9 protein-coding genes are annotated in these 15,821 nt (G+C 57.5%); 2 read left to right on the top strand and 7 right to left on the bottom strand.

All coding sequences use genetic code 11. The annotated features are described in order from the left end of the window. Positions 1 to 166: 166 nt before the first annotated feature. The gene (locus FMN52_RS02625) at positions 167 to 2,887 is read left to right on the top strand and encodes a LuxR C-terminal-related transcriptional regulator (RefSeq protein ID WP_148607167.1); all 2,721 of its coding nucleotides are present in this window, start codon (positions 167 to 169) and stop codon (positions 2,885 to 2,887) included. 267 nt (positions 2,888 to 3,154) lie between these two features. Here FMN52_RS02625 and dinG read toward each other — a convergent pair whose 3' ends face one another. From dinG to FMN52_RS02650, 5 genes are read right to left on the bottom strand one after another with little or no spacing between them, the layout of a single operon-like run. Continuing rightward, positions 3,155 to 5,359: an ATP-dependent DNA helicase DinG gene (dinG, locus tag FMN52_RS02630; RefSeq protein ID WP_148607168.1), complete on the bottom strand. Its 2,205-nt coding sequence runs from the start codon at positions 5,357 to 5,359 to the stop codon at positions 3,155 to 3,157. Next, the gene (locus FMN52_RS02635; protein ID WP_148607169.1) at positions 5,359 to 6,084 is read right to left on the bottom strand and encodes a general secretion pathway protein GspB; all 726 of its coding nucleotides are present in this window, start codon (positions 6,082 to 6,084) and stop codon (positions 5,359 to 5,361) included. Before FMN52_RS02635 ends, dinG begins: the two co-directional genes overlap by 1 nt. Positions 6,085 to 6,086: 2 nt before the next feature. Next, positions 6,087 to 7,775 carry an AAA family ATPase gene (locus FMN52_RS02640; RefSeq protein ID WP_148607170.1) on the bottom strand — a complete coding sequence of 563 codons (1,689 nt, stop codon included), beginning with the start codon at positions 7,773 to 7,775 and terminating at the stop codon, positions 6,087 to 6,089. A gap of 1 nt (position 7,776) precedes the next feature. Next, positions 7,777 to 9,264, bottom strand: coding sequence for a DUF3336 domain-containing protein (locus tag FMN52_RS02645; RefSeq protein WP_148607171.1), 1,488 nt, complete (start codon positions 9,262 to 9,264; stop codon positions 7,777 to 7,779). 29 nt (positions 9,265 to 9,293) lie between these two features. Further along, positions 9,294 to 10,082, bottom strand: a complete 789-nt coding sequence (locus tag FMN52_RS02650; protein ID WP_148607172.1) for a VacJ family lipoprotein — start codon at positions 10,080 to 10,082, stop codon at positions 9,294 to 9,296. 89 nt (positions 10,083 to 10,171) lie between these two features. Here FMN52_RS02650 and FMN52_RS02655 point away from each other — a divergent pair, with 89 nt between their 5' ends. Continuing rightward, on the top strand, positions 10,172 to 10,579 hold the full coding sequence (locus tag FMN52_RS02655; RefSeq protein WP_148607173.1) for a thioesterase family protein: 408 nt from the start codon (positions 10,172 to 10,174) through the stop codon (positions 10,577 to 10,579). A gap of 12 nt (positions 10,580 to 10,591) precedes the next feature. Here the strand turns inward: FMN52_RS02655 and FMN52_RS02660 are convergent, their stop codons facing one another. Further along, on the bottom strand, positions 10,592 to 11,713 hold the full coding sequence (locus tag FMN52_RS02660; protein WP_148607174.1) for a beta-ketoacyl-ACP synthase III: 1,122 nt from the start codon (positions 11,711 to 11,713) through the stop codon (positions 10,592 to 10,594). 149 nt (positions 11,714 to 11,862) lie between these two features. After that, positions 11,863 to 15,798, bottom strand: coding sequence for an ATP-dependent RNA helicase HrpA (gene hrpA, locus FMN52_RS02665; protein ID WP_240339372.1), 3,936 nt, complete (start codon positions 15,796 to 15,798; stop codon positions 11,863 to 11,865). Between the last annotated feature and the right edge of the window lie 23 nt (positions 15,799 to 15,821).

Raw genomic sequence — 15,821 nt, forward strand, 5'->3', positions numbered from 1 at the left:
TAGGCAACTACTTTCACACAGTTTAGACCAAAATTGCATTTACGCAGCCCTGATAAAACCCTGGAGTGATTAAAGTGGCGCCGTAGCCCTTGACTTGGCCATTACAAAGGACACAATCCTTAGTGCCCTGTCTGGGCAATTCACCATTCGAGCTTTCAGGGAATCCATGCTTCTCACCACCAAGTTTCTCAGGCCAACGTCAGACTCGCGCGCGGTCAAACGTGATCGGTTGAGCGCCCTGCTTGAGCCCCAAAGCCCCAAAAGGCTGAACCTGGTGGTTGCCCCAGCGGGATTCGGGAAAACGACGTTGGTGGCCCAATGGTGTTCACGGGTTTCCTCACCCACCGCCTGGCTCTCCCTGGATGAACACGACGATGAACCTAGGCGATTCTGGCAGTACGTTATCGGCGCCTTCGAACAGGCCGGGCTGGCCGGTGCAACTGACGTGCGCAAACAACTGGCCAACCAATCCGACGAAACGTTTACCGAAGCCATCACCGGCCTGATCAACACCCTGGCTCAGGATGGCAGTCCCTGGTCGTTAGTGCTGGATGATTTTCACTTCATCGGAAACCCGGCCATCCATAGGCAGTTCGCCTATTTCATCGACTACCTGCCGCCGGGTGTCCTGATCACCCTGGCGTCCCGAACGGAGCCCCCGCTCCCACTGGCACGCTGGCGGGTCCGCCGCTGGGTTCAGGACATCCACCCTGGCCTGCTGGCCTTTTCCGAAGACGAATGCCGGCAGTTTTTCCGCGACACCATGGGGCTGGCTATCACAGACGACGACGTCCAGGCCATTTTCCGGAAAACCGAAGGCTGGGTGGCCGCTATGCAACTCTCGGCACTCTCCGGGAACGACGCTTCCACAAGCGGAAACCAGCTAAATCTGGACGAACGCCATATCAGCGATTATGTCCTCAGCGAAGTGCTCGAACAGCAACCTCGGGATATTGCCGACTTCCTGCTTGAGACTGCCTGCTGCCCCCGCCTCTGCGCGTCCCTTTGCGACTCGATCCGGGCGACCAGCGACAGTCAGGAAATGCTCGAGACACTCCTGAGTCAGAACCTGTTCCTGATTCCACTGGATACCCGGAACGAGTGGTTCCGCTATCACGATCTGTTCCGGGATGCGCTGCGGCTGAGGATCAGTCACACAGAGCCTGAGAAAGCAACGCGTCTCTGGCAGCGTACTGTAAAGTGGTTATTGGCCCATGGCCATGTTCAGGAAGCCATTGCCCAGATCTTCCGTCAGGAAGACTGGCCATGGCTTGCCCGCGTACTGGCCGAGCATGGCAACAACCTGATCCATGGTGGCTATCACCTTCCCGTGCTGAACTGGCTCGATGCCCTGCCACAGAATCTGGTAACCGATAATCCGCAACTCCAGATGCTCCGAATCTGGGGGCTGTTCTTCGCCAACCGTGTGGACGCTCTGGAGCCGCTGCTGTCCGGACTCGAGGATGTGCTGGACCGGCAGGTTGCGGATTCACATCCGGATGCCGAGGGTGCTCTTGGTCTCCAGAGCGAGATCTCGCTGATGCGGTCATACCTGGCCAGAACCCGGAGTGACGACAAAAGCGCCGCTGATCTCACCCGACAGGTGCTGAGGGAGATCGACCACACCCGCATTCCGTTGAAGTCAGTAACCTATTACGGGCTGGGTCTGGATTACTATGGCAAGGGTGAGCTCACCGAGGCCGAGGACGCGCTCCAGTCAGCCGTTCGGTACGGGCAGGTCGAGCATAAACCAAGCACCGTGCTCTCCAGCGGCGGCCTGCTGGCGTGGATTCAGTATAATCGGGGCGATATCGATCTGGCGTTGGAAACCTGCACCGACATCCGTCAATGGGTGGACCGGCACTACTCAGACCCCAGCCAACCAAGGCTCATCTCCTGCTGGCAAAACAGCACCCTCTGTGAACTCCACCGGGAGCGCAACCATCTCCAGCTTGCCGCCACGCATCTGCAACCTTTGCTGGAGCACGTCGAACGGGGCACGGAACCTGGCCAGCACGTGATCATTCAATACGTTCGTGGTCACCTGGCCTTCAGCGAAGGCAGGCTCCAGGACGCGATCGAAGCCCTGGAAGACGCTTCCCAGACCGGCCGAAAGCGACGCGAGCAGATTGTTTTTGAGCCACCTGCCAGCACCGCCCTTCTGGCCCGCTGCTATCTTGCCGCCGGTCACCCGGAAAAAGCCAGCGCCAGCCTGGAATCCCGGGCCGATACCGAATTCACCAACCCGCTTCACCTTGAACAGAGCCGGATCAGCGAAGCCCGAGTACTGGTGGCACTGGATCAGCCGGAGCGTGCCCAGGAGATACTCAGCGCCTTACTGAAACCGGCTGAACGCAATGCCCACAACAGGCACCTGGTAGAGATACTGTTGGTTTATGGAGAGGCGCTGGCACTACAAGAGAGGAGCGGCGAATCGGAACAGATGCTGACCCGGGCAATAACCCTGGCCGCCGAGGCTGGATTCATGCGGCTATTTGCCGAAGAGAGCCCGAATCTTCGCTCCTTGCTGCTTGATCTGCCCGCCCTGAACGCCCCCGGCAGCTGGAACGCCAATGTCAGGAAAATGCTTGTTGATCAAAGAGAATCGGGTCGGATAAATCCCCAAAGCAGCACGAACTCAGGGTCCAGTGCGCCTGATCGGCCTTCAATTAAACCGGAAGCGTTACCCGAACCACTCAGCCAGCGAGAGCTGGAGGTGCTGGCGTTGATTCATGAGGGGCATGCCAACAAGGAAATCGCATCGAAAATGAAGGTCGCGCCGGCTACCGTAAAGGCCCACATCCGCAACCTCTACGGCAAACTGGGCGTCGGCCGCAGGACCGAAGCACTGGCCCGGGCCCGGGACCTGGGGCTGCTGGAGGCCTGATATCGAAGCAACCAAAACGTGCTCCGCGTCACACTTTGCATCAACAATCTAAGCCCGCTACGCCCTTTGGACGATCCGGCTACGCCCTCTAATCCCCTATTATTATTTCAACGGTGAGGGAAACCCCACCAGGAATTCTGAAACTTCAGGCCTTCAGATTTCTTGTTCCGCGTTGTTTCGACGCCCGGGTTCGAAAGAACCCCTTGATGAGAGCCACCCCGAAAGGGCTGGCTCTTTTTTTATGGCTGAATGGTTTAGGGGTGGGATTCAGCGTTCGATAATTCGACGGAATGGCGGTAAGGCATCCAGCAACAGCTGACCATACCGCCGGGCAATGATCCGGCGATCCAGGATCGTGACCCTACCGGTATCCTGCTCGGTCCGAAGTAGCCGACCCACCGCCTGAACCAGTTTGATTGAAGCGTCCGGTACCGTAATTTCCATAAAGGGATTACCGCCCCGTTGGGTTACCCACTCGGCCAGGCTTGCCTCGATGGGGTCATCGGGCACTGAAAACGGCAGACGGGTAATCACCACGTGATGCAGGTACTTGCCCGGCAAATCGATGCCCTCGGCAAAACTGGCCACGCCAAACAGGACACTGGAACGGCCCTCATCCACCCGGCTGCAATGCTGGCGAAGCACCTCACCCTTGGCCATATCGTCCTGGGTAATAATCAGGTCCGGATACTCCGGAGCCAGTGCATCCCGCACCTGCTGCATCTGGCGCCGGGAAGTGAACAATACCAGAGTTGCCTTCTCGCCCGCCCAGAGGTCCGGCAGTCGTTTAACAAGTTCATCAGCAAAGCCGTCATCCGTGGGCATGGCGGACATCGCAGGCACCTCTACCGTCGCCATCTCGCCATACCGGAAAGAACTGGGGACCACGAGGAAGCGACTACCCTGCGGCAAACCCGCCCGAGCGTTCAGGCGATCAAATCGTCCAAGTGCGGTCAGGGTGGCACTGGTGAGAACGGCCCCGTAGGCCCGGGACCAGAGCCTGGAGTACAGCAGGTTATCCGCCAATACCGGGGAACTGTACAGGGTGATGTCTTCCGCGTGATCCCAGCGCTGGCGAACTGCCCAACGGGCTGGTGGCGGGCTTTTTGAGGTCCGTGGCCTGGTTTCAGCCTCGTCACCGGCTTCGGGGTCAGCTTCTGGCTCACTGGCGGGCTTCGCGTTGCCCTGGTCGCACCAGGCTGTCCAGAGTCGTAGTTGGTCCTCAGCCCTGGCGTGAAACGAACCGATCACGGGATACCAGGCTTCTGCGGTTTCCCTGTCAATCTCATGTTCCTTACGTTCGTCGAAGGCGCCCTGCAGCTCGTCAGCCAGAACACCCAGTTGGCGGACCATGTTGGCTGTGGCAATGCGACTCTCTGCCGCAAGCTCGGCCATGGCCTCCGGCAGCTCACCTTCCGGGTAGCGCCACTGGGCCGTCCGGCGCTCCTCATTGAACTCCCATCCGGTATTCTGCTCGGCCTCTTCGTAAACCCGATTCAGAACAAGATCAACTTCTCTCGACGCAGAGCTGATGCGGTCCAGCGACTTGGCGGCCTGCGTACCAGCTGCCAGGTACGGCTGCATTTTCACCAGCGCCTGGGAAAGCTGTTTTAGCCATTGGCGGGTGGCATTAAGCGGGAGCGACGCCGCAAAGTGGTTCAGCGCCTTGTCCGGAAGATGATGAGCCTCATCGAAAATGTACAGGGCATTCTCCGGCTCCGGTAAAATCGCCCCGCCGCCGAGCGCCAGGTCTGCCAGCACCAGATCGTGGTTGGCAACCACAATATCGGCATCGTCGAGGTCTTTGCGGGCATCGAAAAACGCGCAACTGTCGAAGTAGCTGCAGTGACGGTTGGTACATTGGCGATGGTCCGTGGTCACCTGGCGCCAGACATCATCCGGGATTTGCTCCGGCCAATGGTCCCGATCACCGTCCCATTCCCTTGACCCGTAACTGGCCAGCATCTCTTCGAAGAACGCCCGGGTACCGGGTTCTTCATTCTTGGGGCCATCCAACAGGAACAGCGGCATGGTGTCACTGTCGGTATTGCCCTCATCGTGCAGGCGGGCTTCGAGCCTGGACATACACAGGTACCGGCCCCGGCCTTTGGCCAGTGTCCAGTTGAAATCCATCTTGCTGTGCTTTTTCAGGTCCGGGAGGTCCTTCAGTACAATCTGGTCCTGAAGAGCGACGGTAGCAGTAGAGATAACCAGTGTTTTCCCCAGGGCTTTTGCCACCGGAATAGCAGCGATCAGGTAGGCGAGGGTTTTGCCCGTCCCGGTGCCGGCTTCTACCACGCAGGCCGAGGACGGGGAGGTTCTCTGACCATCGTTCTCTGTGATGTCGCCCATGTACCTGGCAATTTCGGCAATCATCAGGCGCTGACCATAGCGTGCCCGGATGTTTTTGCCAGCAAGCACATCGCGATAACCTTGCTGAATTGATTGCTTGATGTCGTCAGTCAGTGCCATCAGCGGGGGCTCACCCAGTCCCGCACAACGCCAACCCGGAAGCGTCGCCCGTCACGACTCAGCACCACGCCCTCTTCGGTGATGTCATCCACCCGCAGGCCCTCAAAGGAATCACCCACTCTCAGGTAGGTGTCGTTGATCATCACCCGGCGAGATGCGGGGGATGAAGAGTAGATGTGGCTGTTGAAGGTCAAATCGGGAACGCTCTTCTGAAATGAAAGCGGCAACTCTACCAGATGTGGCACTCTGCCTGCCTGCTCAGGCTGCAACATTGGTGCAGCAGTTTCGGAATTCGCGGATGAGGGAACGATAACGGTCGCCCGCTCCCGGCTTTCCGATGGGGAAGGTTCCGAAGCGATCGGCGCCGGCGTCGCCTCGCCCACATCGGGCTCCGGGATGGTCCCCGTTTGTGCAACGGGATCTTCCAATGCCGGCGCTGGTTCTGTCGCAGGCGACACCGCATCAGGTTCAGGAGCTGTCGTTCTGGCCGAGGCCGCAGATGTCTCGGATTGCGACTCGGAAACCCAGGGCAACGGCGCTCCCGGCCAGAAGACAAAGGCCAGGACGCCGGCATTGACCATGAGTGCAAGAGACACCCAGACAGCCGGCGACCAACGCTTTTTCTTCGGGCGATGTATCAGCTGTACCTGCTGACCAAGATCCGGAACGCGACCCTGCCGCCGCTCGGTTTCAGATTTTCGCAATGCGTCAAGAATGTACGACATAGTTACTCTCGACCTTCGGACTGCAGGGGCTTAAGGCGAGGGATGGAAGCCTCCAGATCATTGTTGATCTGGATGATGGTCATGGCGCCAGCAATGCCATCCACAGTGAGACCTCGTAGTGCCTGATACCAGCGAATCTGATCTTCCGCGTTCATCCGTTTAACGCGGTCGCTCTCGGCACGGGAGTTACTGCGCTGGTCCGCCAAATCCATCATTCGGGCTCCAATCCAGAGTTGCTCGCCGCCACCATTGCTATAGAAACCATCTCCCGTGAGATATTCCGGTAAACGCCACAAGACGCGATATTCGCCAAACCAGTGGCGCTCAATGCTGGCAAAGGAAACGGTCTGAGCGCCAGACGGCAAGGCAATCTCTGCCGTATCGTCCTTGAGATGGCGTAGGACGACGAACCCCGTGTTGCCTGCCTCATCCTGAAGCTGGAGCATTGCCGGCCGATCAAGAAACTCCAGACTTCGACGACTGCCCTGGCGGTCCAGGCATCCAAGCCCGTTCTCTCTGGCCCATTCGCAGGCCACGGGTGCCTCCGACGGCAGATAGTCCCGCCCCCAGATCCCAAAAAGCACCTGGAACGCAGAGACTGAGTCCAGAAGCTGATCCGGTACAGCCAGGTCAGCCGGGCCTGGAGGTTCTTCAGACCTGGTTTCTGATGACTTCTCCTCTTGCGCTGTCTGCTGCCCTGCCACCCGATCAATGGCACCCTGAAGAGGGTCTACCAACGACTGTTCAGTGAGTGCCGAATCATCGGGCGACCAGCGGTCGAACAACCAGGCGGTTCCGATGATGGCGAGCAGAATGGAGGCCGCAACGATCAGGTATTGCGACTTGTCGGGCGACTGGCTTGATCGTGAGGATGAAGGGCCGAGTGATTGTCCGCGAACTTCCTTGGCCGCATGGCGGATATGAGCGGGCGTGATCTCATGTTCCCCTTCGGCATAAGCGCCCAATAAGGCCCGATCACTGATCAGGTTGATCAAGCGGGGAATGCCCTGGCTTTCGCGATAGAGACGATTTACCGCCCGCTGCGAAAAGATGTCTCCTCGCATGCCGGCGACGCTGAGTCGGTAACGCAGGTAGGCAGGCAGCTCTTCCCGACCGATGGCATCCAGGTGGTAGCGCGCAGTAACCCGCTGATTCAACTGACGCAGCTCCGGAAGTGCCAGCATCTCCTGCAATTCGGGCTGGCCGAGCAGGACAATCTGAAGCAGCTTCTTCTCTGCCGTCTCCAGGTTGGTCAGAAGCCGAAGCTGTTCCAGCACTTCCGCCGACAGGTTCTGGGCCTCATCAATCATCAGAACCTTGTGGCGACCGGCCGCATGGGCCTTAAGCAAGTCCTGGTTAATCAGGTCCACCAGTTCCTTGATGGTTGCACTGATCTCGTGGGAGATCTCCAGCTCGTCGCAGATGGAGGATAACAATTCCCGCGCAGAGAGCCTTGGATTCAGGATCAGCGCAATATCCACATTATCCGGAACGTTCTCAATAAAGCAGCGGGAAACGGTCGTTTTGCCGGTTCCCACTTCACCGGTTATCACGATGAAGCCGCCCTGCCCCTGAACCCCATACATCAGGTGCGCCAGCGCCTCCTTGTGACGATCACTGAGATACAGGTAACGAGGGTCTGGAGCAATCGAAAACGGCGGTTCGCGAAAGCCGAAAAAGTCGTAATACATATCAGGACGTACCGGAATCCGCGTTGCTGATCAGCCTGAGCTCGGCGGTGCGCCGATTCTGTTGCTTGAGCCGGCGCACACAACGCTCAAGGGTTTTCGAGATGCGGGCGTGGGAGCGGATCATGGAGATTTTCGGCCAGGTGGCCCGCTCGCCGGCCAGAATCATCTGCCGCACGTAGGCCGGATCAGGATTGGCCAGCATTCTGCGATAGTCCTTGAACGAATATGAGGGCGCTATGGTGACGTCTCCCGAATAACGCTGGGCCATAATGGTGTAAAACTGGCCGGACATTTGCCGGAGGAGTTCCGGCCTGAGCCGTTTACGCAGGTAATCGAACACCCCCTGGCCGTGGAACTGAATTTCGGATTTCAACAAATGCATGGGCAGGTTGCCAAGGGACAGCTTTTCATCCCTCCCCCGCTGGCTCAGGAACGGCACGACGTGGGGATTGGTCTGGCTCACAATGGTATAATTCACATCGTACAGGTGCATCAAACGTTCAATCGGCAGATCGCTTACAACCGAGCCATCCACAAACTTCAGGCGTGGCATATAAGGCAGCGTGTTGCCCTCAATGTCTTTTTTCATCAGGGTAACCGGCGGGAAAATACCGGGTACTGCTGCGCTGGCGAGAACCGCACTCCAGACCATAAGGTATGGAGAGGTGTATCCGCACAACAAACGAGCCTTCTGGTGCGCCTGAATCGGCGACACACTCACATTGATCGATCGGCCGGTCCGCTGAAAGGCTTCTTCAAAGGTATATTCGCCAACATTGCCGCGCAGGCAATTGCGTAGTTCTTCCTGATCCATCAGCCCGTCTCCGCGCACCGCACTGAGCAGGCCCCGCCATTTCCAGGCGTTCAGATTGTGATTTTCCGGAACCAGCATTTCGGGGATTTCAGCATCCGTGTGAACACCAAGCATACCCGCGATAATGGCGCCGATACTCGAACCGGCGATGACCTGTGGCAAAAGACCCTTTTCCCAGAGGGCCTTGATCACCCCGAAATGAAACACCCCCAGGGTGGCACCGCCACTGAGCAAGAGCGCTGGCCGGCCATAACTTGTTAGGGTGTCACGGAAGAACTGAAGCTTGTCCGCAACCGGAAAGCCGGGCACCGGTTGATCGCATAGATAATCCAGCGATTCACAAACCTGGGTAATGTATTCCTCAATAAGATGTTTGGTGCCGACTCGCGAGCGTGTATAAAGCGCCGGGTTACCCATATTCCCCAGATCATGGTGCAGTCCTTCCCGGAGAGCGCGCTTGAGGCGTTCTACATCGTTCTGCTGGCGATACTGTTTGAGGTTGCTTAACCGATCGTAGATGACTTCGTAATGGTAGAGGTCGGAGGCGAAATCCTCTTTCCATTCGGCGTTGCCCTCCAGAAAGTCCAGCTCCAGAGCCGCGGCCTTCCAGACCTCGTAATTCGGCGCCTCAGCCAGCATTTTCCGGAATTTGGTTATTCTTGGATCCTTGAGCACCGCTGACCTCCTTTCAATCCGGATGACACTCAGAAATCATCCAGCATCAGATCTTCATCGTCGCCGCTGGAAAACGGATCGTTAACGACCTTCCCGTCATTAATCAGGAACTCACGACGCTGCAAAAAGGCGTTTCGAACGAATACATAGCTATCACCGGATATGAAGCTTTCCGCAGGAATCAGATCCGCACGCTTATCAACAATCTGAAGAGCCCGGGCGTAATAGACTTCGGGACTGTCCACAGTATCCCACGCCGATGGTAGCGCAAAGCCGTCGGTTACAAACCCGGTAAAGTGCCTGGGTGTAGAAGGCCCGAGAAACGGGAGCATGAGATAAGGCCCCGAGCCGGCACCCCAGTACCCCAGAGTCTGGGCAAAATCCTCGGGCCGTTCCGGCAGGTCAAAAGCGGTTGCCACATCAATCAGGCCGCCCAGACCGAAAGTCGTGTTATAGGTAAACCGACCGACAGCCACTATGGCAGACTCCCCTTTCAACTGCAGCAGGCTGTTGGTGAAGTTCCGGAGTTCAGTCAGGTTGTTGAAAAAATTGGTAACGCCTCGATCCACAATTTGCGGGGTAAAGGTCCGATAGGTTTGGGCCACCGGTTTCAGGAACCACCGGTCGATGGTCTCATTGAACGTGTACACCTTGCGATTCCAGTTTTCCCAGGGATCTTTGGGATCAACCGGCACAGAACCCTCGGGAGCGGGCTCCTGCATATTCTGGGCTATAGCCTGACCTGCTGGCAGAATTACAGCCAGGCACAACAACATGGTGAGCGTAATCAGCCGGCGCCGGATAAAAATGTGTTTCATCATCTGCTCTTGGGTTGTTTAATTCGTTTCAATTCGTCGAAAATACCGGCGCTATTTTTTCTTATTGAACCGTTGTTCCGGAGAAACCGATGTCAGTACCGGGAAATCTTGTAAGCACGATTACCATGCCGCTCCGCTGGGGAGACATGGATGCATATGGCCATGCCAACAATACAGTCTACTTCCGATTCTTTGAGGAAGCGCGCATTGTCTGGCTGGCCTCACTGGAGCTGGGCGGTCCCGAAGAGCCGACCGGCCCCGTTATTATAAAGACCAGTGCCACCTTTCTAAAGGAATTGAACCACCCGGCAACGGTTGAGGTGAAAACATACGCCGACAAGGCGGGTAACACCAGCCTCGACACCTATCATTTGCTGACAGATGCCGACACCGGCGCTGTTTATGCGGAAGGCTATGCGAAAATCGTGTGGTTCGACCGGGAAACACGCTCCTCGGCCCCGCTGCCAGATACCCTCCGGGCCCTGGCAACGGCTTGAACCAGAGAACTCCTATCGGCGGCGCACTACCACGCTGCCGATGGAATAACCTGCCCCGAACGAACAGATTACCCCGAGATCACCACTGACAAGGTCATCCTTGTGTTTGTGGAAAGCGATGATCGAACCGGCGGAGCTGGTGTTGGCGTATTCATCCAGAATGACCGGCGCCTCTTCCTCGGTGGCATCCCTACCAAGCACCTTACGGGCAATCAACTGGTTCATGTTCAGGTTGGCCTGGTGGAGCCACATGCGACGGAGATCATCTGGTGCGAGAGACAGGCTTTGCAGCTGTTTCTGGATGGTCTCGGCAACCAGAGGCGACACCTCCTTGAACACCTTTCGGCCTTGCTGGACGAAGAGCTTGTCCGGCTTGCCGACACCGGAATCGTCGGCGCGATTCAAGAATCCGAAATTGTTCCGAATGTTATTCGAGAACTTGGTTTTCAGGCTGGTACCGAGAATCTCGAACCCCTGTCCCCCACGGGTATCCTCTTCACGCTCAACCAGGATAGCCGTACAGGCGTCACCGAAGATGAAGTGACTGTCCCGGTCGCGGAAGTTCAGGTGGCCGGAACAGATTTCCGGGCTGACGACCAGAACGGAACGAGCACTGCCATTCTCGACGGAATTAACTGCCGCCTGGAGGCCAAACGTAGCTGAGCTACAGGCAACGTTCATATCGTAGGCAAACCCGTCGATACCAAGCGCTTCCTGAACTTCGATAGAAACGGCTGGATAGGCTCGCTGCAGGTTGGAACAGGCAACAATCACAGCATCGACATCCTGTGCCGACTTGCCCGCTTGCTCGAGGGCCTCGCGGCAGGCTGTAACGGCCATGTCGCATTGCACCGAGGGCTCATCGTTGCTGCGATCGGGGATGTAGGGTTTCATGCGTTTGGGATCAAGAATGCCATCCTTGTCGATAACATGGCGGCGCTTGATGCCGGAAGCTTTCTCGATAAACGCAGAGGACGATGGCTGCAGAGGCGTTACATCGCCGCTGGCGATGGCATCTGCGTTCTCGGCGTTGAACAGTTCGACGTACTGGTTGAAAGCTTCGACCAGTTCGTCATTATCAATGGTTGCTGGCGGTGTGTAGAGACCGGTCCCGCTAATAACGGCTTTAATCACGCTAACCCCACGTCATGATTGTAAAAACGGGATGTATGATGTCCCGTCTGGTTAATTCGTTGACCTACTGCCAGAAATACTAACACAGTATCGGGGTTTTGCCCGTCGGCTATCGGTCAGTAGCACCGGATTGGTGCAGCCGGCTTTCCTCAGACCCGGGTTTTCTCCCACTGCCGGTCCAACCGTTTCACGGATACAGTCATTATCGTGCCCAGCTGCTGGGCAAAGAATGACACCCGGTACTCCTCCAGCATCCACCGGTACAGCGCCAGCTCGGGATCCCGGATTCCCTGCCGCTGTTGTTCGTCCCACTTAACCGCATACCGGGACCAGAGCGGCTCAATGGTGTGAAGAAACTCGCGTTCCCGCCCCATTTCCCGGGACATCTTTTCAAGACGAATCAGGGCCGCCTCGAGGTAACGACCGAATTCCGCCAGCCACTCAGGCGGCGTTTCCACCAGAAACCCCGGATACACCAGGTTCTGTAGCTGAAACTTGAGATCTGCCATGCTGTTGGCGAGCGCCAGGTTGATTTTGCCTTTCAACTGTTTTGCCACTTTCTGGTAACCGGCCATCGCCTGATACAGCCGCTCGTCCGCTTGCTCCAGTGCCGGAATGAAATCACCCCGGTGAGCGTCAAACAACTTGTCGAAGCCCTCTGCTGTCCTTGGAATTTCGTCCGCAAGAAAGTGCTGCATGGCGGTCGCCAACAGCAGATCATCCAGCAACACTTTCGACTGGCCCACCGGAGCAAACATCAGCGCAGACTGTTTGAAACGGGGCAGCTTGCGCTCAAGATCGTCAAGGGTTCGGCCAAACCGGTTAATGATCAATCGGGCAATAGCCTTTCGAGTCGTATCTTCAGCGGTCAGCCGATCCAGACAGCGTATCTGGCGCACCTGCTTGCCCAGATCCTCCAGAGCGGGATACACAGTAACCTGCATACCGCCTTTTTCTGTCTGTACCTGTTCAGGCAGTGCACCGAACTGCCATTCCATGTACTCACCACTCGGTTCCGTTGCCGAATCATCCTGAGTTGCCGACGCCAGCGCCTGCTCGGCCTGACCCTCAAGTTGGTGTTGCAGGTCAGCAGTCTCACGACTCTCGGCAATGGTGCGACCGCCTTCCCCCATAACGCGAAGGTTCATCCGCAGGTGCTTTGGCAATTCGGTGTCGGACCAGGCCTCAGGATCAATCTGCACACCGGTCATGCGGCGCAACTGCTCGCCCAGTTGAAGCGTTAGCGGTTCGTTGGAGGGCTGCAGGTTCTCGAGGGCCGCGTCCACAAAATCAGGCACCGGCACAAAATTACGGCGCAACGCCTTGGGCAGAGACTTGACCAGGGCAATGCACTTTTCCCTCAACAGACCCGGTACCAGCCATTCCAGACGACGGGACGGAATCTGTTTGAGAGCCATCAAAGGAACCTGAAGCGTGACGCCGTCCTTTTCACTGGTGGGCTCGAACTCGTAGCTCAGCGGGTAGCGAACCCCCTCCCACTCCAGATAATCGGGATACAGAGCCGCGGCCTGGGCATCCACCGGGCGCTGGAGAATGTCGGCTTCAGTGAGCTCCAGCTCTTTCAGTTGCTCCGCTGAGAGTCCCTTCCACCAGGTCTCGAAATGCCGGCCACTGATGATGTCCGCTGGCAAACGCTCATCGTAGAAGGCTACAAGTACTTCGTCGTCAACCAGGAGATCTCGTCGACGGGTTTTCTTTTCGAGATTCTCAACCGTGTCGAGCATCTCCCGGTTTCGGGCAATAAACGGCGCCTTTGACCGGTAATCTCCCTCCACCAGCGCTCGCCGGATAAACAGGTTACGGCATTCCACCGGATCCACTTTGGCATAGGGAATCCGACGTTTCGCGACAATATCAAGGCCGTAGAGGGTCACCTTCTCATAGCCCATTACCTGGGCGCGCTTCTGCTCCCAATGGGGCTCAAAATAGTGTTGCTTGACGATATGACCCGCCAGGGGTTCAATCCATTCTGGTTGAATGGAGGCCACCACCCGCGCAAACACCCGACTGGTCTCCACAATCTCGGTGGCAACGATCCACTTCGGGCCGGTCTTTGCCACCTTTGAGCCGGGAAAGATCAGCACCTTACGGTTTCGCGTCGCCAGATATTCCTTCTTCTCAACTTTCACCGCTACCTGGCCCAGAAGACCGGCCAGTATCGCCTTGTGCAGGGCCTCATAACTCGCAGCATCCTTGTTGACCGCCAGCTTTTGCTCACGGCAGATCAAGGTTAGCTGGCGATGGATATCCCGCCATTCGCGCATTCGCATCCAGCTCAGGAAACTCTTCTGGCAGACCTTCTTGAGCTGATTCTGGGACAACTCCTGACGCTGCTCTTCGTAGAAGTTCCAGACGTTCAGCAGCGTAAGGAAATCCGATTCCTTGTCATTGAACGGTGCATGGGCCTGATCTGCGGCCTGCTGTTTTTCCTGGGGCCGCTCCCGAGGGTCCTGAATACTCAGCCCGGCAATGATCACCAGTGTTTCAGCCAGACTGCCAAGTTCGGCGGCAGTGACGAGCATTCTGGCCAGGCGCGGATCGAGGGGCAGCCGGGCCATGGTTCGACCAAGCCGGGTAACGCTGCGCTTGTCATCCACCGCACCCAACTCTTCCAGGAGCTTGTAGCCATCGTTCACCTGGCGTTTATCTGGCGCCTCGAGAAACGGGAACTGGCGAATCTCCCCAAGACCGGAGGTCGCCATCTGCAGAATGACGGACGCCAGGTTGGTTCGCAGGATTTCCGGATCGGTGTATTCCGGTCGGTTGATGAAATCGGTTTCGTCGTATAGCCGGAAACAGATGCCAGGTGCCACCCGGCCGCAACGGCCTGCCCTCTGGTTGGCGCTCGCCTGGGAAATGGGCTCCACCGGTAAGCGCTGGATCTTCGAGCGCACACTGTAGCGGCTGATCCGGGCAACCCCGGTATCGATCACATAACGAATTCCCGGAACCGTCAGAGAGGTCTCCGCCACATTGGTGGAGAGCACAATCCGGCGGCCCTTGTGGGATTGGAACACCCGGTTCTGCTCGGCATTGCTCAACCGGGAATAAAGCGGCAGCACCTCTGTGTGACGCAGATCGACATGACGCAGAACCTTGCTGAGACTGCGAATCTCCCGCTCTCCGGGCAGGAACACCAGCACATCCCCAGGTGGCTGCTTCTCGCTGCGTTCGTGCTGTTCGATTTCGTCGAGGGCGCCCAGCACGCCATCCGTCCAGCCCTGGTCCCGATCATCTTCATCCCCGGTCAGCGGCCGGTAACGCACATCCACCGGATAGGTCCGGCCACTCACTTCAATCACCGGCGCCTTGTCGAAGAATTCGCTGAACCGTTCAACCTCGATGGTTGCCGAGGTAATAATGACCTTCAGATCCGGGCGCTTGGGCAGGAGCTGGCGCAGGTAGCCCAGCAGGAAATCGATGTTGAGACTGCGTTCGTGAGCCTCGTCGATGATGATCGTATCGTAGCGATCCAGAAACCGGTCGTGCTGAACCTCCGCCAGCAGAATCCCGTCGGTCATCACCTTTAGCCGGGACTGTTCGGAGGTGTTGTCGGTAAAACGGACCTGATACCCGATCTGCTGGCCTGTTTGCTCGCCGATTTCCTCGGCAATCCGGGCCGCCACGCTGCGTGCAGCGATACGACGGGGCTGGGTATGACCAATCAGACCCCGGATACCCCGGCCGCTGTTCATGCAGATTTTTGGGATCTGTGTGGTCTTACCGGAACCGGTTTCGCCGGCAATGATCACCACCTGGTGGTTTTCGATGGCCTCACGGATATCGTCCACCCGTTCGGAAACAGGCAAGCCCTCAGGGAAGCTGGCCGGCTTGTGCAAGGCGTGGCGCTGCTGAACCTTTTCCAGCCCACGCTCCAGCCACTTGGCCATTTTCTCCAGGTCTTTCTGGCCCGGCTTTCCTTTGGTACGGGCAACCGTTTTAACAATGCGGGCCGCTTCCAGCTGGTTGCAGGCGTCCAGCTGTTCCATCATCGCTTTGACGGCCGCTTCGCCATCGGGTTTGGGTGTCGGTGTGCTCGGAGTATCGGAACGGGTGTCTGTCATTGAAATGCCGGAATAGCGCTCAC

It is taken from the genome of Marinobacter sp. BW6 (assembly GCF_008107725.1).
In the GTDB taxonomy this organism is placed as follows: domain Bacteria; phylum Pseudomonadota; class Gammaproteobacteria; order Pseudomonadales; family Oleiphilaceae; genus Marinobacter.